Source organism: Cellulomonas iranensis NBRC 101100 = JCM 18110 (assembly GCF_001552375.1).
Lineage (GTDB): Bacteria > Actinomycetota > Actinomycetes > Actinomycetales > Cellulomonadaceae > Cellulomonas > Cellulomonas iranensis.
Map to the genome: position 1 here is coordinate 1 of NZ_BCRB01000055.1, position 25785 is coordinate 25785.

General features: G+C 76.7%; 27 protein-coding genes and 1 riboswitch. Of the genes, 8 read left to right on the forward strand and 19 right to left on the reverse strand.

The window, feature by feature from the left end:
* Window positions 1-253, forward strand: a 253-nt coding sequence (locus CS2_RS12080) for a type II toxin-antitoxin system antitoxin (RefSeq protein WP_070320180.1), incomplete at its 5' end; no start/stop codon positions are given.
* Window positions 254-372: 119 nt separating this feature from the next.
* Here CS2_RS12080 and CS2_RS12085 read toward each other — a convergent pair.
* From CS2_RS12085 to CS2_RS12100, 4 genes are read right to left on the reverse strand one after another with little or no spacing between them, the layout of a single operon-like run.
* Window positions 373-1176, reverse strand: coding sequence for an ABC transporter permease (locus tag CS2_RS12085; RefSeq protein ID WP_062101443.1), 804 nt, complete (start codon window positions 1174-1176; stop codon window positions 373-375).
* A complete protein-coding gene (locus CS2_RS12090; protein WP_070320181.1) occupies window positions 1173-2171 on the reverse strand; it encodes an ABC transporter ATP-binding protein in 999 nt (332 codons plus the stop codon). Before CS2_RS12090 ends, CS2_RS12085 begins: the two co-directional genes overlap by 4 nt.
* On the reverse strand, window positions 2171-2473 hold the full coding sequence (locus CS2_RS12095) for a transcriptional regulator (RefSeq protein ID WP_046529570.1): 303 nt from the start codon (window positions 2471-2473) through the stop codon (window positions 2171-2173). Before CS2_RS12095 ends, CS2_RS12090 begins: the two co-directional genes overlap by 1 nt.
* Window positions 2470-3111: a hypothetical protein gene (locus CS2_RS12100; protein ID WP_070320182.1), complete on the reverse strand. Its 642-nt coding sequence runs from the start codon at window positions 3109-3111 to the stop codon at window positions 2470-2472. The genes CS2_RS12095 and CS2_RS12100 overlap by 4 nt, the downstream gene beginning before the upstream one ends.
* 358 nt (window positions 3112-3469) lie before the next feature.
* Here CS2_RS12100 and CS2_RS12105 point away from each other — a divergent pair, with 358 nt between their 5' ends.
* The gene (locus tag CS2_RS12105) at window positions 3470-4210 is read left to right on the forward strand and encodes a CPBP family intramembrane glutamic endopeptidase (RefSeq protein ID WP_046530935.1); all 741 of its coding nucleotides are present in this window, start codon (window positions 3470-3472) and stop codon (window positions 4208-4210) included.
* A gap of 19 nt (window positions 4211-4229) precedes the next feature.
* Here CS2_RS12105 and CS2_RS12110 read toward each other — a convergent pair whose 3' ends face one another.
* Together CS2_RS12110 and CS2_RS12115 are read right to left on the reverse strand one after the other, a co-directional pair.
* Complete coding sequence (locus tag CS2_RS12110) at window positions 4230-4817, reverse strand: HdeD family acid-resistance protein (protein ID WP_046529572.1); 588 nt, start codon at window positions 4815-4817, stop codon at window positions 4230-4232.
* A 126-nt stretch (window positions 4818-4943) separates the two neighbouring features.
* Window positions 4944-5156 (reverse strand): hypothetical protein, encoded by a 213-nt coding sequence (locus CS2_RS12115; protein ID WP_070320194.1) that lies wholly within the window; start codon window positions 5154-5156, stop codon window positions 4944-4946.
* Window positions 5157-5332: 176 nt separating this feature from the next.
* Here CS2_RS12115 and CS2_RS12120 point away from each other — a divergent pair, with 176 nt between their 5' ends.
* On the forward strand, window positions 5333-7915 hold the full coding sequence (locus CS2_RS12120) for a lysylphosphatidylglycerol synthase transmembrane domain-containing protein (protein WP_070320183.1): 2583 nt from the start codon (window positions 5333-5335) through the stop codon (window positions 7913-7915).
* A 139-nt stretch (window positions 7916-8054) separates the two neighbouring features.
* Here CS2_RS12120 and CS2_RS19635 read toward each other — a convergent pair whose 3' ends face one another.
* The 6 genes from CS2_RS19635 to CS2_RS12145 form a co-directional block, all read right to left on the reverse strand.
* On the reverse strand, window positions 8055-8189 hold the full coding sequence (locus CS2_RS19635) for a hypothetical protein (RefSeq protein ID WP_255430559.1): 135 nt from the start codon (window positions 8187-8189) through the stop codon (window positions 8055-8057).
* Window positions 8190-8204: 15 nt separating this feature from the next.
* A riboswitch (cyclic di-GMP riboswitch) is annotated at window positions 8205-8279 on the reverse strand.
* 307 nt (window positions 8280-8586) lie between these two features.
* Window positions 8587-8757 (reverse strand): CsbD family protein, encoded by a 171-nt coding sequence (locus CS2_RS12125; RefSeq protein WP_046529574.1) that lies wholly within the window; start codon window positions 8755-8757, stop codon window positions 8587-8589.
* Window positions 8758-8789: 32 nt separating this feature from the next.
* Window positions 8790-9428 (reverse strand): 1-acyl-sn-glycerol-3-phosphate acyltransferase, encoded by a 639-nt coding sequence (locus tag CS2_RS12130; RefSeq protein ID WP_070320184.1) that lies wholly within the window; start codon window positions 9426-9428, stop codon window positions 8790-8792.
* Window positions 9425-11758 carry a SpoIIE family protein phosphatase gene (locus CS2_RS12135; protein ID WP_082740186.1) on the reverse strand — a complete coding sequence of 778 codons (2334 nt, stop codon included), beginning with the start codon at window positions 11756-11758 and terminating at the stop codon, window positions 9425-9427. Before CS2_RS12135 ends, CS2_RS12130 begins: the two co-directional genes overlap by 4 nt.
* Before the next feature lie 168 nt (window positions 11759-11926).
* A complete protein-coding gene (locus CS2_RS12140) occupies window positions 11927-12904 on the reverse strand; it encodes an aldo/keto reductase (RefSeq protein WP_070320185.1) in 978 nt (325 codons plus the stop codon).
* Window positions 12905-12963: 59 nt separating this feature from the next.
* Window positions 12964-14904, reverse strand: a complete 1941-nt coding sequence (locus CS2_RS12145) for a penicillin-binding transpeptidase domain-containing protein (RefSeq protein ID WP_070320186.1) — start codon at window positions 14902-14904, stop codon at window positions 12964-12966.
* A 314-nt stretch (window positions 14905-15218) separates the two neighbouring features.
* Here CS2_RS12145 and CS2_RS12150 point away from each other — a divergent pair, with 314 nt between their 5' ends.
* A complete protein-coding gene (locus CS2_RS12150; protein WP_046529578.1) occupies window positions 15219-15881 on the forward strand; it encodes a GNAT family N-acetyltransferase in 663 nt (220 codons plus the stop codon).
* An 86-nt stretch (window positions 15882-15967) separates the two neighbouring features.
* Here CS2_RS12150 and CS2_RS12155 read toward each other — a convergent pair whose 3' ends face one another.
* Window positions 15968-16801 carry an LLM class flavin-dependent oxidoreductase gene (locus CS2_RS12155; protein ID WP_233421167.1) on the reverse strand — a complete coding sequence of 278 codons (834 nt, stop codon included), beginning with the start codon at window positions 16799-16801 and terminating at the stop codon, window positions 15968-15970.
* A 702-nt stretch (window positions 16802-17503) separates the two neighbouring features.
* Between CS2_RS12155 and CS2_RS12160 the strand changes: the two genes are divergently transcribed.
* From CS2_RS12160 to aroD, 3 genes are all read left to right on the forward strand, one after another.
* Complete coding sequence (locus tag CS2_RS12160) at window positions 17504-18997, forward strand: phytoene desaturase family protein (protein WP_070320188.1); 1494 nt, start codon at window positions 17504-17506, stop codon at window positions 18995-18997.
* Window positions 18998-19178: 181 nt separating this feature from the next.
* Window positions 19179-19742 (forward strand): ATP-binding protein, encoded by a 564-nt coding sequence (locus CS2_RS18850; RefSeq protein WP_156442120.1) that lies wholly within the window; start codon window positions 19179-19181, stop codon window positions 19740-19742.
* A 50-nt stretch (window positions 19743-19792) separates the two neighbouring features.
* Entirely contained in the window at window positions 19793-20563 is a 771-nt protein-coding gene (gene aroD / locus CS2_RS12170) for a type I 3-dehydroquinate dehydratase (protein WP_070320189.1), read from the forward strand.
* Window positions 20564-20594: 31 nt separating this feature from the next.
* Here the strand turns inward: aroD and CS2_RS12175 are convergent, their stop codons facing one another.
* The 3 genes from CS2_RS12175 to CS2_RS12180 form a co-directional block, all read right to left on the reverse strand.
* Entirely contained in the window at window positions 20595-21212 is a 618-nt protein-coding gene (locus CS2_RS12175; RefSeq protein WP_070320190.1) for an ArsR/SmtB family transcription factor, read from the reverse strand.
* Window positions 21213-21253: 41 nt separating this feature from the next.
* Window positions 21254-21391 (reverse strand): hypothetical protein, encoded by a 138-nt coding sequence (locus CS2_RS18855; RefSeq protein ID WP_156442121.1) that lies wholly within the window; start codon window positions 21389-21391, stop codon window positions 21254-21256.
* A gap of 86 nt (window positions 21392-21477) precedes the next feature.
* Entirely contained in the window at window positions 21478-22764 is a 1287-nt protein-coding gene (locus CS2_RS12180; RefSeq protein ID WP_082131526.1) for an AI-2E family transporter, read from the reverse strand.
* Between the two features lie 233 nt (window positions 22765-22997).
* On the opposite strand from CS2_RS12180, the gene CS2_RS12185 reads away from it, so the two are divergent.
* The gene (locus CS2_RS12185) at window positions 22998-23708 is read left to right on the forward strand and encodes a LysE family transporter (protein ID WP_070320191.1); all 711 of its coding nucleotides are present in this window, start codon (window positions 22998-23000) and stop codon (window positions 23706-23708) included.
* Between the two features lie 7 nt (window positions 23709-23715).
* On the opposite strand, the gene CS2_RS12190 is transcribed toward CS2_RS12185, so the two are convergent.
* The 3 genes from CS2_RS12190 to CS2_RS12200 all read right to left on the reverse strand — a co-directional run.
* Window positions 23716-24246, reverse strand: a complete 531-nt coding sequence (locus tag CS2_RS12190; RefSeq protein WP_134851553.1) for a hypothetical protein — start codon at window positions 24244-24246, stop codon at window positions 23716-23718.
* Between the two features lie 134 nt (window positions 24247-24380).
* Window positions 24381-25064, reverse strand: a complete 684-nt coding sequence (locus CS2_RS12195; RefSeq protein ID WP_156442122.1) for a GntR family transcriptional regulator — start codon at window positions 25062-25064, stop codon at window positions 24381-24383.
* The coding region (locus tag CS2_RS12200; protein ID WP_070320193.1) for a DMT family transporter at window positions 25061-25785 on the reverse strand (725 nt) is incomplete at its 5' end. The genes CS2_RS12195 and CS2_RS12200, both read right to left, overlap by 4 nt.

The window sequence follows — 25785 nt, forward strand, 5'->3', positions numbered from 1 at the left end:
CGCGGCGGGCGGGGGCGCGGACGACGCGACCACGCCCGCCGCGCCCGCACGCGCCCGCCGCGAGCGCAAGCAGGTGCTGCTGCGCCTCGACCCCGCGGTGCACGACGCGGTCGCGCGGTGGGCCGCCGACGACCTGCGCAGCGTCAACGCGCAGATCGACCTGCTGCTGCGCCGTGCCCTCACCGACGCGGGGCGCATGCCCCACGCGGCGTCCGACCCCCCGCGCCGCGGCCGCCCGCCCCGCACGGGCTGACCGACACCGGCGGACCGACACCGCCGAGTGCGCCACATCGCGACCGAGTGCGGGTGTTGCTTCACCCGCACTCGACGGCGATCTGGCGCACTCGGCGGCGTGGGGCCACGCCGCGGGCGTCAGCGGAAGCGGCGGCCCTCGTCGCGGCGGACCGCGACGACCGCGAGCACCGCGAGCACCACGGTCCACCCGAGCAGCACGGGCACCGCGAGCGCGCTCGCGTCGACGCCGGACGTCACCTGCACGACGAGGTCGCGCGCGGCCCGCGACGGCAGCGCCTGCGACAGTGCGTCGAGCCAGCGCGGGAAGACCTCGGGCGGCATGAACAGGCCGCCGGCGAACGCGAGCGGGAACAGCGTGCACTGGACCACGGCGAGCGCGGCCTTGCTGGACAGCGCGTACCCGATCGCCATGCCGAGCAGCGTGAACGGCACCGCGACGGCCGCGACCATGACGACCGCGCCGAGCGCCTGCAGCGGCGTGAGCGTCGCGGCCGTGAACACGGCGCCGACGACGACGAGCGGCACGAGCGCGAGGTAGCACCACACGAGCCCGTTGAGCACGCGCCCGGCGAGCCGCGGCCCGGGCCGCGCGGGCAGCGCGCGCACGAACGTGTCGAAGGGCTGCGCACGGTCCTCGGCGACGCCCGTGCCGTGCGTGAACAGGCACGACGACATGACGGCGAACGTCGCGAGCTGTGCGACGGCGGCGGTCGAGATCGCCGGGTCGGACGTGATCGCGTCCTGCGGGATGACGAAGAACAGCAGCGCGAGCGTCGGGAACAGCAGGTTGCCGATGACGGCGATCGGCACGCGCACGGTCTCGAGGAACTGGTACCGCGCGTGCAGCCACGCGAGCGACGCCCAGGAGCGCAGCGCGGGCGGGGCGGTGCGAGACGCGACGGGTGCGGTGGTCGTGCTCATCGGGCCACCTCCGTGGCGGTCGGGTCGGTCGCGGCGGCGGACGCCGGGGCGGGGGTCGCGGCGGCGGACGACGCGCCGTGCTCCGCGGACGACGTGAGGGACAGGAACGCCTCCTCGAGGGACGCGCCGCGCACCTCGAGGTCCCGGAACGGCACGGCCCGCTCGACGAGGGTGCGCACGCACGCGTCGGCGTCGGCCGCGACGAGGGTGGCACGCACGCCGCCGCGCGGGTCGGGCGCCTCGGTGACGTCGTGCACGCCGGGCAGCCCGGTGAGCGTGGCTCCGGCCGGTCCGGGCAGCGTGAGGCTGACGCGGCGGACGGAGACGAGGTCGAGCACGCGCGCGAGCGTGTCGTCGGCGACGACCCGTCCTCCGCCGACCACGACGACGCGCTGCGCGAGCGCCTCGATCTCCTCGAGGTAGTGGCTCGTGACGATGACGGTCGCGCCGTCGGCGTGGTAGTCGCGCAGCGCCTGCCACAGCACGTGCCGCGCCTCGACGTCGAGGCCCGTGGTGGGCTCGTCGAGCAGCACGAGCCGCGGGCGGCCGACGAGCGAGAGCCCGACCGCGAGGCGGCGCTTCTGCCCGCCGGACAGCGCACCGGTCTGCCGGTCGGCGAGGTCCTCGAGCGCGAACCGCGCGAGCACCTCCGCGCGCGGCATGGGGTCGGTGAAGTGCCCGGCGACGAAGTCGACGACCTCGCGCACCTTGAGCGTGCCGGGCAGCCCGGTCTCCTGCGGCGTGGTGCCGAGCGACGTGCGGGACGCGGGGTCGCGGGGGTCGCCGCCGAAGAGGCGCACGGTGCCCGCGTCGGGGGTGCGCAGCCCCGCGAGCAGCGAGAGCAGCGTCGTCTTGCCGGCGCCGTTGGAGCCGAGCAGGCCGACGATCTCGCCGTGGTCGACGCGCAGGCTGACGTCGTCGAGCGCCGTCACGTCGCCGAAGCGGCGGGTCACGCGGTCGACGAGGACGGGCGGCGGGGCGGTGTCGGTGGTCATCACTGTGCTCCCTTGAGCAGCTCGGTGAGGGTCTGCGTGTAGCGCTCGAACGCGGTGCGCCCGGCGGGGGTGAGCTCGACGTAGGTGGCGGGCGTGCGCCCGACGTGCGTCTTGGTCTGGGCGACGTACCCGGCGTCCTCGAGGCGCCGCAGGTGCGTGGACAGGTTGCCGGCGGTCATGTCGAGGAGCTTCTGCAGGCGCGGGAAGGCGATGCGGTCGCCGCGGTCGAGCGCGGCGAGCGTGGCGACGACCCGCAGCCGGGACGCCGAGTGGATGACGGGGTCGAGGTCGGCGTCGGTCACGGGTGGCTCCGGCGACGGACCGCGACGACCGCCGCGCCCAGGAGCATGCCGCCGCCGCCGGCGCCGGCCATCACGAGGTACCCGGCGGGCATCCCGACGACGCTCGCGGCCGCGCCGGTGACGACGAGCCAGACGCCGAGCGCGTAGAACGGCCCGACGCGCCAGAGCGTGCCGCCGGCCATGTAGAGCAGGCCGACGACGAGGCACGCGACGCCGTTGGCGACGACCGCGACCACCCGGGGCGGTGCGCCGGCGTTGACGACGCCGGCGACGATCGCGCTCTGCGCGGCGAAGCCGAGGAACCAGGACCAGCCGTACATGGCGCCGACGGTGCGGCTGGTGCCGCGCACGCCGCGCGAGCGCCGCACGAGGTGGACGACGGTGACGACCATGGCGGTGGCCATGAGGAGGCCGAACACGCCGCCGGCGGGGCCGGACGTGGTGCCGGTGGGCGAGCCGCTCGCGGACCACCACTGGACGAGGTAGCCGACGATCCACGCGGCGCCCCAGACGCCGAAGAGCACGCGCTCGTCGACCTCGGAGTCGCGCACGCGGCGCTCCTGCGCGGCGACGATGTCGAGGCCCGCGCGGGGGTCGAGGGGGGCGTCGTCGTCCGCGGGGACGGGCGGGACGGTCACGGTGGGCTCCGATCAGTTTGCGTTGCAAAGCACTTTGCTCGCACGGGGCTGCTCGAGTCAAGTCGGGCGCGCACGGCGAGGGCGGGGCGCGCGCACCGAGAGCTCGTCGCTCCCAGCCGACCTCCAGCGCACGTCCAGCCCCGGCCCGTACGCTGCCGTCGTGCACAGCGACGACGAGCCGGCCCCCGACGCGCCGCCGACGACACCCCGGGGCAGGACGACCAGCACGTCGACCGACGGCGCGGCCGCCACGACCCCCGGCGACGCCACCGACCCGCGCACGGGCACCGGCACGGAGCGCCGCGCGGACGTCCGCACGGGCGCACCCGCACCCGGCGAGCGCGCCGTCCGCCGCCGCCTGACCGCCGAGATCTGGATCGTCCTGGGCCTGTCGCTGGGCAAGTCCGCCGTCTACGCGGTCGTGTCGCTCGTCGCCAAGCTGACCGCGGGCCCGCCGCTCGCGCAGCAGACCGCGACGCTCAACGCGAGCCAGTCGCCGCGGCCCTACCTCGACCTCACGTACCAGCTGCTGTCCATCGTGTTCGTGCTGGTCCCGGTCGCGCTCGCCCTCTACCTGCTGTCGGCGAACGGCCGGTCCGCGACCCGGCGCATCGGCCTCGACGGGCGTCGTCCGCTGCGCGACCTGGGCATCGGCATGGCGCTGGCCGCCGTCATCGGCATCCCCGGCCTGGGGCTCTACGCGGCCGGACGCGCGCTGGGGGTCACGGTCGACGTGCAGGCGGCGGCCCTGAACGCCGCGTGGTGGACCGTGCCGGTGCTGATCCTCGCCGCGCTCCAGAACGCGCTGCTCGAGGAGGTCATCGTCGTCGGCTACCTCGTGGAGCGGCTGCGCGAGCTGCGCTGGGGCACGCCGGCGATCATCGCGGCGAGCGCGCTGCTGCGCGGCTCGTACCACCTGTACCAGGGGTGGGGACCGTTCGTCGGCAACGTCGTCATGGGCGTCGTGTTCGCCGAGTACTACCGCCGACGGCGCCGCGTCATGCCGCTGGTCGTCGCGCACACCGCGCTCGACGTCGCCGCGTTCGTGGGCTACACGCTGCTGCCCGACTCGTGGCTCGCCGTCGTCGGCGTCGGCTGACGCCCCTCCACGGCGGCCGTCAGGCCGCGGCCGAGTCCCGCCCGAGCTCGCGCACGACCGACCGCACGGCGAACCCGCTGACGACGTTGAGCGCGCCGCCCGCGAACGCGAACAGCCCCAGCACGACGCCGAACAGCGCGAGGGACACCTGCGGCCGGGCGACGAGCAGGACCGCGAACAGCGTGCACACGAGCCCGAACGCGAGCGGCCAGTGCCACCCGGCGTCACGCGCCCGCGAGAGGGCGACGGCCGCGATGATCGAGATCACGCCGAGCACCAGCAGCCAGGCGGCGAGCAGGAAGAACAGCACGCGCGCGGTGGGCCCGGGCCACAGCACCACGACGACGCCGACGGCGAGCCCGGCGAGCCCTTCGACGACCCACCAGGTCCACCCCGGCACGCCGCGGTTCGCGACGCCCTGCACGACCGCGACGACGCCGTCGACGACCGCGAAGATGCCGAACAGCCAGACGATGGCCGCGACCGAGGCGGACGGCTGCGCGAGCAGCAGCAGGCCGAGCAGGAGCAGCAGCACGCCGCGCAGCACCGGCAGCCACCAGAGGGTGCGCAGCGTGCGGGTGACCTCGGCGGTGACGTCGTCGACCATGGTGTCCTCCTCGCGGGGCCCGGCCCCGGGGAGGTGGCGCGACCGGCTCGCGACGGCACCCCTGCGCCGACCGTAGCGCGGCGCGAGCGGAGCGGCGCGGGGAGCGCGGCGGGGCGGGCGGTGCGCTCAGGCCTCGCGACGGCGCCCGCCGTACTTGCGGTGCACGGCCTGCTTGCTGACGCCGAGCATCGCGGCGATCGCGACCCAGGACGCGCCGGCGGTGCGCGCACGGCGGACGGCGACGGCCTCGCGTCGTTCGACCTCGCGGCGCAGCCCGGCCAGCGCGCCGAGCGCGCGCAGCGGGTCGTCGTCGTCGGCGTGGCTCACCAGGGCGGACATGTCGACCTCCTCGGTCACGGGTCTCCTCCGGGCGGACGGGGCAGCGCTGTCAACACATGTTGACGACCATCGACCCGGATGTCAACACATGTTGACCCTCCGGGTGGACGTGACACCGCACGACACCGTCCGCAAGGTGGAGGCCCGGGCGAGGCCCGCTGCCTAGACTCGCCAGCATGCCGAGCACGCCGACGCCCGCACCTGACGGTGCCGTCGGCCCGACCACCCCGGACGCGGCCACCCCGCCGACCACGCCACCCGCGGACACCACGCCGACCGCGGCCGTCCGCGCCGTGCGCCCCACCGTCGACGTCCAGGACGTCCGGACGCCCCGCGTGCACCACCCGAGCTCGCTGCTCGGCGCCGCGCTCGCGACCGTCGGCGCCGCGCTCGTGGTCGTGCTCTCCACCTACGCCCAGAACACGACGACCGGCGTCGCCGAGGACGTGCGGGGCTTCGCCGACCTGCTGCGCAACGTGCTGTTCGTGCCCGTCAACGTGCTCGTCGGGTTCACGACCGTCGTCGTGCCGATCGCCGTGCTCACCGAGCTCGCGATCCGCCGGCTCGGGCGCCAGCTGCTGCAGTCCGTGCTCGCCGCGGTCGGCGCCATGCTGCTCGTGTCCGCGCTCTACTGGACGTTCCACACGTTCGGCTCGCAGACCCTCGTGCAGGGCCTGTCGGTGCGGCTGCGCGGCGAGTGGACCCTCACGATCCCCGAGTACTCGGCCATGCTCACGGCGCTGCTCACGGTCGCGGGCCCCCGCACGCGGCGCCGCACCGTGCGCTGGTCCTGGAACCTGCTGTGGGTCGCCACCGGCGTCGTCCTCATCACCGCGGGCGCGTCGCTGCCGGGCATCGCGGTCGCGCTGCTCGTGGGCCGCGTCGCCGGTCTCGGCGTGCAGTACCTCGGCGGGGTCGACCCCGAGCGCGCGTACGGCGCCGCCCTGCTGGCCGGCATCCGGCGCGCCGGCGTCGAGCCCGCGACCGTCGTGCGCGTGCCCGACCCCGCGCTCGAGGCCGACCGCGACGACGCCACCGTGGCCGCCGTGGCCGCGCTGCCCCCCGCCACGCCGGCGCGACGCGCGCTCGCCCGCGCGTCGGCGGACCGGCTCTACCACGTCACCACGACCGACGGGCGCGACCTCGACCTGCTCGTGTTCGACGGCGACCGCCAGGTCGTCGGCATGCTCACGCGGCTGTGGCGGAGCCTGCGCCTGCGCGGCATCGAGGGCCGGTCGGCGCTCTCCCTGCGGCAGGCCACCGAACGCGCCGCGCTGCTCTCCTACGCCGCGACCGCCGCCGGGGTGCGCACACCTCCGCTGCTCAGCGTGTCCGAGGCCGAGGACTCGATGTTCCTGCTGCAGACGGGCACCGACGACGCCGTCCCGCTGTCCGAGCTCGACGGCGACGACGTCGACGACGACGTGCTGCGCGAGATCTGGGCGCAGCTGCGGCTCGCCCACAAGGCCGGCATCGCGCACCGCGCGCTGACCTCCGAGATCATCCTGGTGCAGCGCACGTCCCACCGCCCGCGCGTGTGGATCACCGCGTGGGAGCAGGGCGACGTCGCCGCCAACGAGCTCGCCCGCCGCCTGGACACCACGCAGCTGGTCGCGCTGCTCGCGCTGCGCGTGGGCGCGACGCGCGCGCTCGAGTCCGCCGCCGCGGCCCTGCCCGCGGCCGAGACGGAGTCGATCGGCCCGCTGCTGCAGACCGTCACGCTGCCGCGCCACACGCGCGAGGAGATGCGCGCGCACAAGGAGGTGCTGGCCGAGCTGCGCTCGGCGCTCGTCGCACGCCTGCCCGAGGCCGACGTGCAGCCGCAGCAGCTCGTGCGGTTCGGTGCACGCACCATCCTCACGATCCTGCTCACGGTCGTGGCGGTCTTCGTCGTCCTCACGACGATCAACATCCGCGACATCGGGCCCGTCCTCGCCGAGAGCGACTGGCGGTTCTCGGTGCTCGCGTTCGCGCTCGGCCTGCTCACGCTCGTCGGTGCCGCCCTCGCGTTCGTCGCGTTCTCACCCGTGAAGCTGTCCGTCTGGCGCGCGACCCTCGTGCAGACGGCCGCGACGTTCGTCGCGCTCGCCGCACCCGCGGGCATCGGCCCCGCGGCGCTCAACCTGCGCATGCTCACGCGCCGCGGCGTCAGCGGGACGCTCGCAGGAGCGACCGTCGCGCTCGTGCAGGTCAGCCAGTTCATCACGACGCTGCTGCTGCTCCTCGTGCTGACCGTGACGTCGGGCCTGCACTCCCCCACGTCGTTCTCGGTGCCGCCCGCCGCGCTCGTCGCGCTCGGCGTCGTCGCCGCGGGCGTCGGCATCGCGCTGCTGTTCCCCGGCATCCGCACGTGGGTGCAGCGCACCGTCGGCCCGACCGTGCGCCAGACCCTCCCGCGGCTCATCGAGGTGCTCGGCCAGCCGTGGCGGCTCGTGCTCGCGGTCGGCGGCAACGTCCTCATGACGATGGGCTACGTGCTCGCGTTCGACGCGTGCCTCGCGGCGCTCGGCCAGCAGGCGTCGCTCGTGCAGGTCGCGCTCGTGTACCTCACGGGCAACACCGCGGGGTCGATCGTCCCCACGCCGGGCGGTGTCGGCGCGGTCGACTTCGCGCTGCTCACGGGCCTGTCGACCATCGCGAACATCAACCCCGGCGTCGCGACGACCATCGCGCTGCTGTTCCGCGTGCTGACCTACTGGCTGCGCATCCCGCTCGGGTGGATCGCGATGCGGCACCTGCAGCGCACCGGCGAGCTCTGAGCCGCGCGGGCACCGGGCCGACGCCCGGCCCATCGTCTCGTGCCGGGCGGGGCGACGGGCACGGCACCCGCCACGGACGACGCGACCCCCGCACCGGCGGGGCCGGTACGGGGGTCGCGGTGAGTCGTGCGGCGGCCGGTCAGGCCGCGAGCTCGTCCCGCTGCAGCGGGATGGTCGACACCGTGGCCTGGAGGCGGGCCGCGATGGCGGCCCAGCGGGCGACGGGAAGGGTGCGAGCCTCGTGCGGCTCTGCGGCGGATCCGCGCTGGTCCATGGGAGGAACCTCTCGTTCGGTAGCCCGGCTGACCGCGTGGGTCCCGTGGCTTTGCGTCCCCTCCTCGCGGAGGGTTTGCCGTTTCGCTGACAAGTCCGACATTAGACCGCTCACACGCTCGAGCGGTAGTGATCCCAGTCACGCGTCCAGGAGAACGCCCGATTTCACCCGCGCGGCCGGTATCCCGCCGTGCCGAGGGCCCGGCGCGGGGCCCGGCAGGGGGACCTGGACGGCCGTCCGGGTGACGTCCCGACCGACAGCGTCGCCCGTCGCGCCGACACTCCCACGGCCGTCGCAGCCCCCGGTGCGACCGGACGCACGACGCCCCCGCGCACCGCAGCGGTGCACGGGGGCGTCCCGAACGGGAGCGGCGCGGGACGACCGCGCCGCGCGTGGGTCAGCGGAACGCGTCCTTGACGTCGTCGCCGGCCTGCTTGATGTTCGCCGAGGTCTGCTGACCCTTACCCTCGGCCTCGAGACGCTCGTCGTCCGTCAGCTTGCCCCAGGCCTCCTTGGCCTTGCCCGAGGCCTCCTCGGCAGCGTGCTTGATCTTGTCGTCGGCACCCATCGCGGTCTCCCTTCGTCGGTACGACGTCGACGCTAAGCGCCGTCGGGCGACCCCGCATCCGCAGCGTCGCCGGGCCCCGCGTCCGGACCGGCGTCGGGCCCCGCGGCCTCGTCCCGCAGCCGCGGCTCGGTGCGCCGACCCGGCGCGAACCCGGCCTTGTCGGCGTAGAACGCGCGGATGACGTCCATGTCCGCGCGCACGTCGCCCGTGAGCTCCAGCGTCGGCCCCAGCCCCGTCGTCATGGTCGTGCGGTCGACGTATCCCAACGTCACCGGCAGGCCCGTCGCGCGCGCGATGCGGTAGAAGCCCGACTTCCAGCCAGACCCCGAGCGCGTGCCCTCGGGCGTCACGACCAGGTAGAACCGCTCACCCGCCCGGATGCGCGCCACGAGGTCGTCGACGAGGCCCGCCGGGTCGCGACGATCCACCGGGATGCCGCCGAGCGCGCGCATCGCGGGCCCCGCCAGACCCCGGAACAGCGTGTGCTTGCCGAGCCACCGGAACGGCAGGCGCGCCTCCCACGCGATCGCGAGCATCAGCACGAAGTCCCAGTTCGACGTGTGCGGCGCGCCGATGAGGATGCCCGACCCGTCGCGCGGCACCCGCTCGGTGCGCAACGTCCAGCGGCTCACCCGCCAGAACAGGCCCGCGGCGGCCGCGCGCACGCTCACGCGGACGCACCCGACGGCAGGTCGAGGTCCCGGCACAGCAGCAGCAGCGTCATGTCGTCCTTCGAGTCCGGGTCCTGGCACTCCGCCATGACCTCGTCGATGTCCACCGGCACGGTCGGGTCCGGCCGGTCGAACGCCGCGACCAGCCGCTCGATCCCGTCGACCAGCGCGGTCGAGCGCGAGTCGACCAGCCCGTCGCTGTACAGCACCAGCCCCCCGCCGGGCTCGACGTGCAGGTGCGCGACCTGCGGGTCGCCCGAGCCGATGCCCACCGGGCGATCCACCGGCACGTCCTGCAGCACCGCGCCGCCGTCGGCGTCGAGCAGCAGCGGCCGCGGGTGCCCCGCGGCGCCCACGCACGCCTCGCCCGTCGCGGGGTCCACCGTCACGACGACCACGGTCGCCATGTCGTCCGGCATCGTGCGACGCGCGAGCGCGTCGACGTCCCGCAGCACGTCCTGCACCTCGGCACCGCGCAGCAGGTACGCGCGCAGCGCGTTGCGCAGCTGCCCCATGGCCGCGGCCGCCCCCAGGCCGTGCCCCACGACGTCACCCACGACCGCGGCGAGCCGGCCGTCGGGCAGCTCGAGCGCGTCGTACCAGTCGCCGCCGACGCGGCCGCCGGCCGCCGGTGCGTACCGCGCGTGCATCTGCCAGCCCGGCACGCGCGGCATGTCCCGCGGCAGCAGCGACAGCTGCACGGCGTGCGCCGCGGCCATCTGCCAGCGGTTCCGCAGGATGATCACCTCGAGCAGCCGGCTGCGCAGGTCGGCCGCGGCGCGCACGTGCGCAGGGGCCCACGGCTCCGACCGGCCGCGCACGACCTCGCGCCAGCGGTCGAACGACTTGCGCGGGCTCAGCCGCACGTGGTCGCCCTCCCGGCGCGCGATCGCCTTGTTCTGCGGGTCACCGCCCCAGTAGATGTCGCGCACCTGCTCGTGCCGCAGCCACACCACCACCTGCTCGTCCGGCAGGCGCAGCGCCAGCAGCCCCGCGACGTCCGGCAGCACCGCCGCGAGCTCGGGGTCCGAGTCCACCAGGGCCGTGCGCGTCGTCACCGCGTCCGGGCGCGCGAGCACCCAGGCGCGCAGCGCGTCGACGTCGAGGTCGCGCGCGACGTCGCCCGCCGTCGCCGACTGACCGTCCGCGACGACGACGAGGCCGTGCGCCGGCACGACCGACAGCAGCCCCGGGTCGTCGCCCGTGAGCGCCTGCGCGAGCGCCCGGTCGTGGTCCCGCGCGACCGGCAGCACCTGCGCGATCGCCGCCTGCGCCTCGAGCTCGCGCTCGAGCTCGCGGTCGTGCGCGCGCGCCACGAGACGCAGCGACAGCACCGACCCGAGGAACTCCGCCGCCGCGCGCGTGCCGAACGGCACCGGGTGCGGGCCCGCGTAGTGGTGGCACGCGACGAGGCCCCACAGCCGACCGTCGTGCAGCAGCGAGATCGACATCGACGCGTGCACGCCCATGTTGGTCAGGTACTCGAGGTGCACGGGCGACACGCTGCGCAGCACCGACAGCGTGAGGTCCAGCGGCTCGCCCGACGCCGCGTCGAAGGGCGGCACGATCGGCACGGGCGTGTACGCGACGTCGGGGATCGTGCGGATCCAGTTGGTCTCGTACAGCGCGCGGGCCTGCGGCGGGATGTCCGACGCCGGGTAGTGCAGCCCCAGGAACGCGTTGAGGTCGGCCCGCCGCGCCTCGGCGACGACCTCGCCGTTGTGGTCGGCGTCGAAGCGGTACACCATCACGCGGTCGAACCCCGTCAGGGCCCGGACCTCCTGCGCCGCGGCGTCGTACAGGTCCTCGAGCGTCGCGGCGTGGTTGAACCGCTCGAGCGCGCCGCGCACCGCCTGGTACGTGTTCGGGAACGAGAAGGGCCGGGGACCGTCCGCGACCTCGAGCTCCACCGCGAGGAGCGTGCCGCCCCCCAGGGTCAGGCGATGCAGCACCGCGTCCGCCGGGACGGGACCCGCCGGGCCCGCGACCCGCACGTGCACGGGGTTGCGCACCCGCAGGTCGTCCCCCGCGGCCAGGTGCGCCGCGAGCACGTCCGCGGCCTCGGCCCCGAGCACGTCGGCCAGCGGCCGGCCCAGCGCCTCCGTCGCCGCGACGCCCGTGAGGTCGACGACGTTCGCGGACACGTGCCGCACCCGCAGGTCCGGCTCCGACACCGCGAGCAGCACGCCGTGCGGCTGCACCGACCCGGGGATGCGGATGGGCTCGTCCGCGCACGTGTCGAGGTCGACGACGGGCAGACCGGTCACCGTGTCGCCGACGTCCCCGAGCGGACCGGGCCCGGTGGGCGGCGCGCCGGCGTGGTCGGTCATGCTCGCTCCGTCCCCACGGCCGCGCGGCGCGCCCGTCCCGTCGCAGAACGGTAATCCATGCCGACGCCCGCGACGCGACGACCCGAGGTGCCTCACGGTCACCAGCCGCACGACCGGCGCGACCGGTGCCACCCGCGCGCGGGGCGGCCCTGCACCGGGCCGGGACGGTCAGGCGTCGAACGGCGCGTCGAGCCAGCAGGCGGACGGCGGGACCAGCGTCTCGAGCTCCGCGAACAGGTCGTCGGGCAACGGGACGGCCGCCGTCGCGAGCGTCTGCGCGACCCGCTCGGGCCGCGACATCCCGACGATCGTCGCGGCGAACCGCTCGTCACGCAGCGAGAACTGCAGCGCGGCCGTACCGAGGTCCGTGCCGTGCGCGGCGCACACGTCGCGCATGCGCGCGACCGCCGCCAGCACCGCGCCGGGGGCCGGGCGGTACCCGTAGGTCGTCGGACCGCCGTGCTGGTGCGCCAGGATCCCTCCGCCGTACACGGCCGCGTTGAGCACGCCCATGCCGCGCGACCGCGCCTCCGCGACGAGCGCACCCGCGGACCGGTCCACGAGCGTCCAGCGGTTGTGCACCAGCAGCACGTCGAAGACCCCGAGCGCGAGGTAGCGCGCCATCTCCTGCACGCGCCCGCCCGCGAGCCCGATCGCCCCGACCACCCCCTGCTCGCGCAGCTCGACGAGCGCCTCGACGGCACCGCCCGGCCCCGTGAGGTCGTCGAACTCGTGGAACTCCGGGTCGTGCAGGTGCACGAGCGGCAGGTGGTCCATGCCGAGCCGGGCGCGCGACTCGTCGACCGACCGGCGCACGCGCTCGCCCGAGTAGTCCGCACCGTCGGGGTCGACCTTGGTCGCGACGACCACGCCGTCCGGCACGCCGCCCGCCGCCGTCAGCGCCGCACCCACGCGGCGCTCGCTCTCGCCGCCCGAGTAGCCGTTCGACGTGTCGACGAACCGCACGTCCGAGTGCAGCGCCGCCCGCACGGTGCTGATGCCCCGCTCGGGCGACACCTCCTGCCCGAACAGGTCCGGCATGCTGCCCAGTGGTCCCCCGCCCAGCGCCACCGCGCTGACGGTCAGGCCCGTGCCGGGCAGCGGGCGCATCCACCCCGGAGCACCCGGGACGTGGCGTGCGGTCATCGTGGTCCCTCCCCCGGGCGCCGCCGACCCCGACGGCGCGACGTGCGACAGCGGCCGGCTCAGCCCGCCAGGAACGCGCGCATCAGCGGGCCCGCCGTCGTCGAACCGTAGTCGCCCTCGCCGACGAACACCGCGACCGCGAGGTCACCCTGGACTGCGATCATCCACGCGTGGTTGCGCAGGTCGTCGTCCTGCCCGAACTGCGCCGTGCCCGTCTTGGCGATCACGGGCTCGCCCGGCACGTCCGCCAGGAGCCCCGCGCCGCCCTCCGTGACGACGGCCCGCATCATGTCGCGCAGCGCGGCCGCCTCGTCGGCCGTCAGCGGGGTCGCGGCCGGCAGCTCGGGCGCGTCGGCGGACGCCGTGGTCGCCTCGGGCGACGGCGTCGTCCCCTCCGCGGGCGTCACGAGCCGCGGGACGACCGTGCGTCCCGCACCCACGGACGCCGCGACCGTCGCCATGCCGAGCGGCGACGCGAGCACCTGGCCCTGGCCGATCACCGACGCCGCGTGCGCGGTGCCGTCCGCCTCGTCGGGGACCGTGCCGAGGAACGCCGGGAAGCCGAGCGTCGCGGCCGGCTCGAGACCGAGCGAGCGCGCGGCCGCCAGCAGCCCGGCCTGGTCCGCGAGGTCCCGCTGGCCGATGAACGCCGTGTTGCACGAGTTCGCGAACGCCGTGCGGAACGGCACGTCGCCCGTCGCGGCTGCCGGGTAGCCCGGGAAGTTCTGGAACGTGCGGCCGTCCACCGTGACGGTCGGGGGGCACGTCACCGTGGAGTCGGGCGTGAGACCCCCGCGCAGGTACGCCAGCGCGCTGACCACCTTGAACGTCGAGCCCGGCGCGTACTGGCCGACCGTCGCCGTCGACAGGCCCTCGCTGCCCGGACCGCTCGCGGCGGCCAGCACGTCGCCCGTCGACGGCCGCACCGCCACGATCGCCGACGCCGACGCGACGCCCGCGAGCACCGACTCCGCGCGCTGCTGCAGGTCCAGGTCCAGGCTCGTGCGCAGCGGCTCGCCCGCGACCGGGTCGACCTGCAGCAGCACGCGCTGCGCACCCGACTCCTGCGCGACGGCGGCGACCTGCACGCCCGGCGTGCCCCGCAGCTGCGCGTCGTACTGCCGCTGCAGACCCGACAGCCCGACGGTGTCACCCGCGACGACGGCACCGTCGGAGCTCTCGACGATCTCGGCCGTCGCGTCCCCGACCGTGCCGAGGATCGCGCGCGCGAACGTCCGCGTCGGGGCGAGCGGGACCTCGTCGGCGACGACGTTGACGCCCGGCAGCGCCGCGAGCGCCGCGACGTCGTACGACGGGTCGGTGTCCCGCACCACGATCGCCTCGACGAACGCCTTGGGGCCCGCCGACGCGACGCGGGACGCGTACGCGTCGGCATCGATGTCGAGCGCCGCCGCCAGACCGCGTGCGGCGGCGTCGAGCTCGCCCTCCGCGACCCGCGTCTTGTCGACGCCGACGCGGTGGACCGTGCGCGGCTCGACGATCATCGCGTCGCCCTGCCCCAGCACCGGGCCGCGCTCGGCGGCCGTGCGGCGCACGGTCAGGCGCTCGCCGTCGGTGAGGTCGGGTGCGAGGAGCGGCAGCGCCCAGCGCACGCGCCACGGCTGCGCGTCGTCGTCCTCGTCGCGCACGAGCTGCGCGGTCGCGGCGTACGTCCAGTCCTCGTCCGTCCACGGCACGTCCCACGCGACGTCGAGCCGCGCGGTCGCGCTCTGCTCGTCGTCTGCCAGCGTGACGTCGCCGACGTCCACGGTCGCGGTCGCGTCGCCGAGACCCTCGACGACCGCGGCGCGGGTCTCGGCCAGCGCCGCCGGCGCGGGCGCGTCCGCCGCGAGCGGCACGTCGCCGAAGTCGCCCGACGCGAGCGCGGCGGCGAGCGCCTCCGCGGCGGGTCGGGCGTCGGGCGTCCCGGGCGCGCACGCCGCCACCGTCGACGCGAGCAGGGCGACGACCGCCGCACCGCACCACCGCGCCGTCCGCACCCTCGCGGTCCTGGTCCCTGCTCGCACCGTCGTCCGACCTCCCGTCCGTGACCCGCACGCCCCGGCCCGGGGGTTCTCCCGCGCGCCGAGCACGACGCCGTGCCGCGTGCGCAGGGGTCGGACCGAGCCTGGCACCTCCGGGCGCCCGCGACGAGGACTTTCGGAGTGATCTTCACGCCACCTCCTCACGCGGGCGCTCCCGGCCCGACGCCGTGACCTCGCACGACGCGCACGGTCGTCCACCCTGTGACCCCGGGTGTCCACGGGCGGGCCTCCTGTTGCACCTGGACGCACGTCCGGTGAAGCATGCGTGCATGGACGCAGGGGGACGCCCGGAGGGCTCGCGCACGACCGATCCGCCCGACACGGTCGGGCCGCTCCAGGAGCGCCACCGGGAGCAGGCCGCGGCGGTGCTGGCCGCCGCGCTCGCCGACGACCCGGGCTTCACGCACCTGCTGCCGGTGCGCGCCCGCCGCGAGCGCGAGCTGCGCGAGGTGTACCGGCTCACGCTGGCGGACGGGCTGCGGCACGGGCGCGTCCTCACGACCACGCGCGGCGACGAGGTCACGGGCGTGCTCGCGCTCTACGCGCCGGGCGCGTACCCGATGACGGTCGGTCGCTGGGTGCGGCAGGCGGGCCGCGTGCTGCGGATCGCCGCCCACGCGCGCGAGCACTCCCTCGGGATCATCCGGTTCGGGGACCTCACCGCGAAGGGCGTGCGGACCGACGCCTGGTACGTCGAGGCGTTCGGCGTCCGGCCGGACCTGCAGCGCGCCGGCCGTGGGAGCGCGCTCATGCGGACGTTCCTCGCGGACCTCGACGCGGCGGGGCTGCCGTCGTACCTCGAGACGACCAAGGAGGAGAACGTCGGCTACTACGTCGCGCGCGGGTACGTCGACCAGCACGAGCCGGTGCCGCTGGCGCCCGGCGGCCCGTTCATCTACCCGATGAGCCGGCCGGCGCGCCCGACCGGCTGACACCCGCCGCCCCGCGGCACGCGTGACGCTCCCTGCTCGCGCCGACCCGCGCGAGGTGCGCGGCGGCGTGCCACGTCCCGCGGCGGTCAGGGCACGGGCGGCCCCTGCCGGATCCGTGCGAGCAGCGCGTCGGGGGTCGCGGTCGCGGGGTCCCACAGCGCGTCGACGAACCACGTGGCGCCGGCCTCGGCGAGCGCGGCGACACGCTCGCGCGCGGCGCCGCGGTCGGTGGGCAGCTCGCCGTGCAGCACCACCTCGTACGGGCCCGCGTCGGCGGGGCGGTGCTCGCGCAGCCACGCGACGACGTCGGCGACGTCCTGCGGGTCGAGCTCGTCCATGGCGCGCTCGCCGCGGTGCTGCACGACGACGCCGTCGAACCGGGCGGCGCGCCGCATCGAGCGCTCGGCGGGGAACGCGCCGACGACCCACAGCGGGATGCGCGCGCGGCCGTCGGGGCGCGTGACGGGCGTCGGCACCAGGCGCATGCCCTGCACGGTCAGGTGGTGCCCGTCGACGTCGAACGGCTGCCCCGCGAACGACCGGTCGAGCACGTCGAGCGCGTCGTCGAACCGTTCGGCACGCTCGCGCAGCGTCGTCGCCTCGCCGCTCACGGCGGCCACCGCACCGTCGGTCGGCACGCCGAACCCGACGGGCAGCACGAGCCGCCCGCCCGACAGGTGGTCGACCGTGACGGCCTGCTTGGCGAAGACCCACGGCCGCCGGCGCGGCAGCGCGAACACCAGCGCGCCGAGCGTCACGCGGTGCGTGCGGACCGCGGCCGCGGCCAGCACCGCCCACGGGTCCCACACCTCCATGCCGTCGAGGTCGACGCCGTCCCACGTGAAGTACCCGTCCCACCCGGCGGCCTCGGCCTCGACCGCCATGTCGACCACCTGCTGCGCCGTGCCGAACGTGCCCACGCACCCGAGCCGCATCGTCCACCCCGTCCGTCCGCGACGGGCACCCGGCCGGCCCGTGCTCGCCTGCGCGACGCTAGCCCCCACCACCGACGCCCCGGACGGTCGCCGCCCCGCCGCCCCGCGACGAGACGCACCCCCGCCCGCCGGGCCCTGGTCACCGGCGACGCAACCGCGTTGACCACTGGTCACAACGGGCCACTGCCCGGCGACGCCCACCGCCCGAGTCGACCACTGGTCACAACGGCGATCGCCCGACCGACCACTGGTCACTACGGGCCACCGCCGACCACGCCCCACCACCCGAAACGACCACTGGTCACAACGGCAACCGCCCGACCGACCACTGGTCACAACGGGCCACCGCCGACCACGCCCCACCACCCGAGACGACCACTGGTCAGATCGGCGACCGGCGTACCGGCCACTGGTCAGGGCAGCGGACCGACCTGCCGCGTGGCAGGGCCGAGGTGCCGGCGGTCGCGAGCCCGGCGAGTATGGGGCGATGGACCCGGCGACCGAGACCCGCACGGCACGCCCCCGCCCGCCCCGCCCCCGCACGGCCCAGCCCGGCACGCCCCGCGCCCGCACGGCCCGGCCCGGCCCGCCTCACCCCCGCACGCCCCGCCCCCGCACCGCCCGGCCCGGCCCGGCGTCGCACCCCGCGGAGTCGCCGTTCGCGCCCCGCCCCCGGAGGACCCGGGCGTGAGCGCACCGACGGACGTCCTGGTGGTCGGCTCGGGGCCCAACGGGCTCGCGGCGGCGGTGACGTGCGCCCGCGCGGGCCTGTCGGTGACCGTGCTGGAGGCGCAGCCGACGATCGGCGGCGGCGCCCGCACGCTCGACCTGGGCCTGGCCGACGGCGTGGTGCACGACCTGTGCTCGGCCGTGCACCCGATGGCCTGGGCGTCGCCGTTCCTGCGCGCGTTCGACCTGCCCGCGCGGGGCGTCGAGCTGCTCACGCCCGAGGTGTCGTACGCGCAGCCGCTGCCGGGCGGGCGCGCGGGTGTCGCGTTCCACGACCTCGACCGGACGGTCGACGGCCTCGGCGTGGACGGGCCCGCGTGGCGCTCGCTCGTGGGGCGGCTCGCGGAGCACGCGGACGTCGTGGTGTCGCTCGCGATGGGTGACCGGCGCAGCGTGCCGGCCGGGCTGCTGCCGCGCGGCGTGCCGACCGCGCTGCGGTACGCGCTGGGCATGGCCGAGCAGGGCACGCCCGCGTGGTCGGCGCGGTTCCGCGGGACCGTGGCGCCCGCGCTGCTCACGGGTGTCGCGGCGCACGCGATCACGCGGCTGCCGTCCGTGCCGGCCGCCGGTGCGGGGCTCATGCTCGCGGCGCTCGCGCACGCCGGCCGCGGGTGGCCCCTGCCGCGCGGCGGCTCGGGCGCGATCGTCGCGGCGCTCGTCGCGGACCTCGAGGCGCACGGCGGCACGGTGGTCACCGACCACCGCGTCAGCAGCCTCGACGACCTGCCGCCCGTGCGTGCCGTGCTGCTCGACACCGACGCGCGCCAGGCGCGGCGCATCGCGGGCGACCGGCTCGCACCGCGCACGCGCCGTGCGCTGGACCGCTTCCGCTTCGGCGCGGGCGTCGCCAAGGTCGACCTCGTGCTGTCGGGCCCGGTGCCGTGGGAGCACCCGGACGTGCGGCGCGCCGGCACGGTGCACGTCGGGGGCACGCGCGCGCAGGTGGCGGCCGCCGAGGCCGCGGTCGCCGCGGGCCGACACGCGGCGCACCCGACGGTGCTCGTGAGCGAGCCGTCGGTGGTCGACCCGGGCCGCACGGTCGGGGGTCTGCGGCCGCTGTGGGCGTACGCGCACGTCCCGGCGGGCTCGGACGTCGACGTCACGGACGCGGTGGTCGCGCAGGTCGAGCGGTACGCGCCCGGCTTCCGGGACGTCGTGGTGGCGGCGCGCTGCGTGCCGGCCGCCCGGCTGCCGCACCACGACGCGAACTACGTGGGCGGCGACATCTCGGCCGGTGCGATGGACCTGCGGCAGACCCTCGGGCGGCCGACGTTCGCGCTCGACCCGTACCGGCTGGCCGAGGGGGTGTACCTGTGCTCGGCCTCGGCGCCTCCGGGACCGGGGGTGCACGGCATGGGCGGCTGGTTCGCGGCGCGACGGGTGCTGCGGCAGGTCTTCGACGTGCGCGAGCTGCCGTCCCTCGCGCCCGGCCCGGGCGGGCGCCGACGCTGACCGGGCGGGCGCGGTCGCGCGCCACCCGACCGGGTCGACCTGGACGTGCGTCCGACTGGCTGCACGCCGCGCCGCCGCTTCAGTGGTGAGATCGCGCGCGGACGCCTACCGTGGCCGGGTGCCCCGGAGCCGGGGCCGTCGACGCGAACGCGGGAGAGGTCATGGGACGGGGGTGCGGGACATGAGCGACGCGCTCGAGCCGAGCCCGCCGACCCTCGCGCCGAGCCCCGTCGACGCCCCGTCGACCGTGAGCCCCGTGCCCCCGGCAGCGCTCCCACCGGACGACCCGACGACGGCCGGCGAGCGCGGTCACACGCTGCCCGCGGCACGCCCGCACGACGCGTTCGTGCCCGTGCGGCGCTGGGTCGTCGACAGCCCCGCGGGTCTGCGGGCGCTGCGCGCCGAGCTGCGCGAGCAGCTGTCCGCGTCGACGTCGGGCCGCGCCGTCCGGCCGGCCCGCGTCGCGGAGACCGCGGTGCTCGTGACGTCGGAGCTCGCGACGAACGCGCTGACGCACGGCCGCCCGCCCGCGCACGTGCGCCTCGCGCTCGACGGGCACCTGGTGCTCGTCGTGGTCAGCGACGACGACGCCGCGCACGCACCGTTCCTCGCCGAGGGCCGCGCGCCCGGCGAGGGCGGGTTCGGCCTGCAGATCGCGCGGCGGCTCGCGCACGAGGTCGGCTGGTGGGTCGACGACGCGGGCAAGCACGTGTGGGCCACGTTCGACGTCGACGCGACGTCCTGACGTCCGGGACGCCCGCCCCGCCGCGTGCGTCGATGCCCGATGATCGGGGCATGACCACGAACGACGGCCGGCTCCGTCTGCGCGGCACGACCCTCGGGTCCGGCGTGCCGAAGGTCTGCGTGCCGGTCGTCGCGGCGACGCCCGACGCGGCGGTCGCGGACGTGCGCGCGCTGCCCGCGGGGGTGGCCGACGTCGTCGAGCTGCGCCTCGACCACCTCGTCGGCGCGGCCGGCGACCCGGCCGTGGCACGCCACGCCGTGCGGGCGGTGCGGGCGGCGCTGCCGCCGGACGTGCCGCTGCTCGCGACGTTCCGCTCGGCGCGCGAGGGCGGCGCGCAGCCGGCCGACGACGACGCGTACGCGGCCGTCGTGCGCGCGGCGCTCGCGGCCGACGGCGCGGACGCGGTGGACGTCGAGCTCGCGGCGCGCGACGCGGCCGCGCTGGTCGCCGACGCGCACGGCGCGGGTCTCGCGGTGGTGGTGTCGCAGCACGACTTCGCGGCGACGCCGCCCGCGGACGACCTCGTCGCGACGCTCCGCCGGCAGCGCGACCTGGGCGCGGACGTCTGCAAGGTCGCGGTGACGCCGCACGACGCCGACGACGTGCTGACGCTGCTCACGGCCACGCGCGCGTTCTCCCGGGACACGGACCGACCCGTCGTGACGATCGCGATGGGTGGGCTCGGGGTCGTGACGCGCGTTGCGGGCGAGGTGTTCGGGTCGGCCATGACGTTCGGCACGGTGGGCGCCGCGAGCGCGCCCGGGCAGGTGGACGCGGTCCGGCTGCGGGCCGCGATGGGTCTGCTGCACGACGCGCTCTGACGCGCGTGCGCCCCGGCGCGTCGGACGCGTCTCAGGCGGTGGGCGCCGGGCCGTCGTCGAGCTCGGGGTGCAGGATCCCGAAGAACCGCGCCAGGACGGCACCCTCGGGGCGCAGCGACGGGTCCTCGTCGCGGCCGCGGAGCTCGGCGGCGAGCTCGGTGAGCCGCTCGGCGATCGCCTCGAGCTCGTCGGTCGTCGCCCAGAACCGGCTCGTGGCGACCCGGGTCGCGCGCACGCGCTCGGGGGCGGTCGACCGCGGGTCGCCCAGGTACTCGACCGCGCGCGCGGCCTCGCGCTGCACGACGAGCGACGCGACGGTCGCGACGCCGCGCACGGACTCGGCGTCGTCCGGGTCGGGGCGCATGTGGCGCGTGCGGTGCGCGGGGCGCCAGGGCTTCTCGCGGCCGCGCGGCTCGGCGCGCTCGACGTAGCCCGCCTTCTCGAGGCTGCGCAGGTGGAACGAGCAGTTGGCGACCGTCTGGCCGGTGCGCTCGGCGATCTCGCTCGCGGTGGCCTCGCGCAGGTCGTCGAGCAGGTCGAGGATCTCGACGCGCAGCGGGTGCGCGAGCGCGCGCAGCACCGCGGGGTCGGAGGTGCGCAGGCCGGCCGACGCCGTGGCGGGTGCGTCGTCGGGCGGGGTGGCGGTCACGGGTGCTCCCTCGGCTCGGTCGGGTGCGGTGGCGACGGGTGTCAGCAGGGGCGGGCGAGGAGCTGCGCCTCGACGAGGAGCCGGTCGCGCCGGTAGCTCTCGACGTCGGTGGTGCGGTCGGCGGGCCCGCGGCGGGGGTCACGCGCGGGACGGGCGGGGCTGCGGTCGGTGCGGTGCACGGGTCCTCCTGGTGTCGGTGGGCACCAGGCTACATACGCAACATCTGTTGCGCAACAGTTCTTTCGCACGTGGTGTTGCGTGACGGTCAGGCCTCCGTCGCCCGCCGTCGGTCGGCCACGCGCGCCGCGGCCCGCGCCTTCTCGACGTCGCCCCGCCCGGCCGGGTCGCCGCCGGGCCCCTCCCCCGGGTCGTGCAGCATGTGCGACTGCACGAGCTCGTGCCGCTGCACGTACGTGTTGGCGACCGCCTGGATCGTCGCCGCGATCGGCAGCCCCAGGAACGCGCCCAGCGGCCCGAACACCGCCCCGAACGCCAGCACCACCACGAACGACACCGCCGGGTTCATCTCCAGCGCACGCGCCGACACCTTGGGCGCCAGCCACAGGTTCTCGACCTGCTGGTACCCGATGACGAACGCCAGCACCCCGAGCGCCTGCGGCACGCCCTGCGACGTCAGCGCGACCGCGACCGGCAGCGCACCGCCCAGGTACGTGCCGATCGTCGGCACGAACTGCGACACGATCCCGGTGAACAGCGCGAGCGGCAGCGAGTACGGCGTGCCCAGGACCACGAGGAAGACGAACGTGGCGGCCGTCGCGATCGCCGCGAGCACGATGCGCGTGTTGATGAAGTCCGAGACCTTGACCTGCGTGACCTCCCACAGCCGCAGCACGTCCTGCTGCCGGTTCGGCGTGAGCCAGCGGCAGATCGACGCCCGGAACCGCGGGCCGGCCGCCAGCAGGTAGTACGTCACGAGCAGGATCGTCAGCGACGCGAACACCCCGCCCAGCAGGGTCGAGCCCACCAGCAGCGCACCCGACGCGACCTCGCCGCCCCACTGCTCGGCCGCCTGCTCGACCAGCTGGTCGATGTCCGGCAGCTCCCGGCCGAACCGCTCCGACGCCATCGTCTGCGCCGACGCGTACAGGTCGGGGACGTTGCCGACCAGCTGCACGAGCTGCTGCACGAACAGGTTGCCGAACAGCGCGAACACCACCACGACCAGCACGAGGCCGCCCAGCAGCGCGACGGCCGCCGCGGCGCCCCGCTTCCACCGGTGCCGCACCAGCCACACGACGATCGGCTCGAGCGCGAGCGCGACGAAGAACGCGATGAGCAGGTTCACCAGCAGGCTCTGCAGCGAGCCGATCGCGCGCCACGCGAAGATCCCCACGAACACGGCCACGACGCCCATCGCGAGGGCCTGACCCCACCAGCGGGGCGGGCGGCGCGCGTCGTGCTGCAGCGGGCGCGTGCCCTCGTCGCCCGGCGCTGCGGGCGCGCCGAACACCGGCGCGGGGGCGGCGGCGGGAGCCGCGTCGGACGTCTCCGGCGCGGCGGCGTCCGGGGCGGGCGTGGGGTCGGTCGTCACGGTGCGTCCTTCGCGGTGCGGGGCGGCGGTGGGGCGATCGGACACACACTAGGGCGCGGTGCCCGCATGGCCACCGCGAAAGGGCTGGTCACGGCGGCGCGCCGCCGCCATGATCGGCGCGTGACCCCCGCAGCGCGCGACCCACGCCCCGCCCACGGTCCCGACCGGCGCCCCGACCGGCGCCCCGACCGGCGCGGCCAGGTGCGCACGGGACGACCCGCGAGGACCGCCGCGTGAGCGCCGACGTCGGCTCGGCGGTCGGCGCCGGGCTGCTCGCCGGCTGGGGCATCGCGCTGCCCGTCGGCGCCGTCGGCGTGCTGCTCGTCCTGCTGGGCGCGCGTCACGGGCGCCGCGTCGGCTGCGCGGGCGGACTCGGCGCCGCGGTCGTCGACGGCGTGTACGCGACCCTCGCGGTGCTGCTCGGGTCGGTGCTCGCGCCCGTCCTCGTCCGCGCGGCGGACCCGGTGCGGTGGGTGTCGGCGGCCGTCCTCGTCGTGGTCGCCGTGCTGCTGCTGCGCCCGGCCGCCCGCCCGGCGCCCGTGCCCGCCGTCGCGACGCCGGCCGGCGACGCGGCGCCGGTCGACGTCGCACCCGGGCCCGACGTGCCGCCCGCGTACGCCGCGGTCGGCGACGCACCGGGCGGCATGACGCCGCGGCGCGCGTTCCTGCTGGTCCTCGCCGCGACGGCCGTGAACCCGGCGACGGTCGTGTACTTCGTCGCCCTGACGTCGGGCTCGGCCGCGACGACGCTCACCTCCGCCGGCCCGCGCGTGGCGTTCGTGGTCGCCGCGTTCGCGGCCTCGGCGTCGTGGCAGCTGCTGCTCGGCAGCGCGGGTGCGTGGGCGGGCACGCGGCTCACCGGTCCGCGCGGCCGCCGCTGGACGGCGGTCGTCGGGGCGGTCGTCGTCCTCGCGCTGGCCGTCCGGACGGCGGTGGGCGCGTGACGCGACGTCAGTAGAGCGTGACGCGCACCGCCGTGACCAGCACGCTCGCGGTCACCTGGGTGTTCGGGCCGAGGACCCCGCCCCACGACGTCGTGACGCTCGTCTGCGGGTGGCGGTACCACGCCTGCGCGGTGCGGCTGCCGGTCCGCCACCTGACGCGGCTCGGCCACGAGCCCGTGACGGTGCCCGCCGGCCCGCGGAACCCGTAGTCGGTGAGCGGCGCGCTGCCCGACACGAGGCACGCGTCGCCCGCGCCGCACGCGCCGCTGACCGTGACGAACGGCGTGACCGTGGGCACGACCCGCTCGGTCACCGACACGACGCCGCCCGTGTCGACGTCGACCTCGACGTCCTTGGGCGTGGCGCTCAGCAGGAAGGCCGCGAGGGCCTCGGCGGTCTCGATCGGCTCGGTGGTCGTGACGGTCACGCCGTCCACCTCGGTGGTCACGAGACCGTCGGCCGGCACGGCGCCGGCGGCCGGGACCGGCAGCGCGAGCGCCACCGCCACGACGACGGCACCCAGCACGAGACGACGCATGACGCACCCCTCCGAGGACCCCGACCCCCGGGGCGCCGGGGGTCACCACCACGCTAGGCCGGGTCACGACGCCCGACGCGGCGAAGGTCCGTCGACAGCCCGCGGGACGGGCGGACCCGGGCACGGGGGCGGCGTCAGGCCGGCGGGTGCAGCACGTCCGCGAGGTGCGTGAGGTGCTCGCGGACGGCGACGGCGCCGCGCACCTGGACGTCGGCGAGGTACGCGGTGTGCTCGGCGACGAGCCCGGCGACGTCGTAGCGGGGCCGTGCGTGCAGCAGCAGCAGCGCGACCTCGGCGCCCAGCGACGCGTACGCGTCGGTCAGGCGGGGCGACCCGGCGGCGGCGACGAGCGCGAGGTGCACGGCCGCGTGCGCGCCCTGCACGGCCGCCCAGTCGGCGGGGTCGGTGCCGGCGAGCTCGGCGACGGCCGCGCGTGCCGGCGCCAGCACGTGGTCGGGCCACGGCGCGCGGTGCCGGGCGGCGACCAGGTGCACCGCCTCGCACTCCAGCGCCGCGCGCAGGTGCTGCAACGACCTGACCTCGTCGTCGTCGAGGCGTGCGACGCGCACGCCGCGGTACTCCTGCGCGGTGACGAGCCGCTCGGCGGCGAGCGCCGCGAGCGCGGTGCGCACGGTGTGCCGCGAGACGCCGTGCTCGGCCGCGAGCGCCTCCTCGCGCAGGGGCGCACCGGGGGCGAGCGCGCCGCTGAGCACCTGGGCACGCAGCGCGGCCGTGAGCGCGCGGGCGGCGGTGGGGCCGGTGGCGGTCGACCGGGTGCGCGGCGTCGCGGCGTCGCGCACGGTCGGCCGCGCGGTCACGCGGGCACCTCCACGGGTCGGCGCGCGCGGGCGCCGAGCGCGAGCACGCCGAGCCCCGCGGCGAGCACGACGAGCCCGAGCGCGCCGACGGGCGGGATCCGCTCCCCCAGCACCGCGAGCCCGAGGACGGTGGCGGTGAGCGGTTCGGCGAGCGTGAGCGTCGCGACGGTGGGGGCGCCGAGCCGCGCGAGCCCGTACCCGAACAGCACGTACGCGAGCGTCGTCGTGACGAGCCCGAGCCACAGCACGGTGGCGACGCCCGCGGGTGACGCGAGGCCGGCGGCGCCGCGCACCGCGAGGACGACGACGGCGGCGGCACCGGCCACGCCGAACAGCACGCCCATGCTCGTGGTGGACGACCAGCCGGCGTCGATCAGCGCGGCGCCCGCGAGCGTGTAGAGCGCGTACGCGGTGCCCGCTCCGAGCGAGGCGAGCACGCCGGGCGCGTCGACCCCGCCGGTCGGCCCGCCGCCGGGGGCGAGGCCGAGCACGGCCACGCCGGTGGTGGCCAGGGCCGTGGCGAGCAGCCAGGAGGTCGGGGGGCGACGGCGGCGCGCGGCCCACGCGAGCAGGCCCGTGACGACGGGCGCGGAGCCGAGCGCGACGACGGTGCCGACGGCGACGCCGTTGCGCGTCGTGCCGGCGAAGAACGCGGGCTGGTAGGCCAGCACGCCGAGCGCGCCGAGGGCGACGGCCCCGGTCGCGCGCCGCCGGCCCCCGG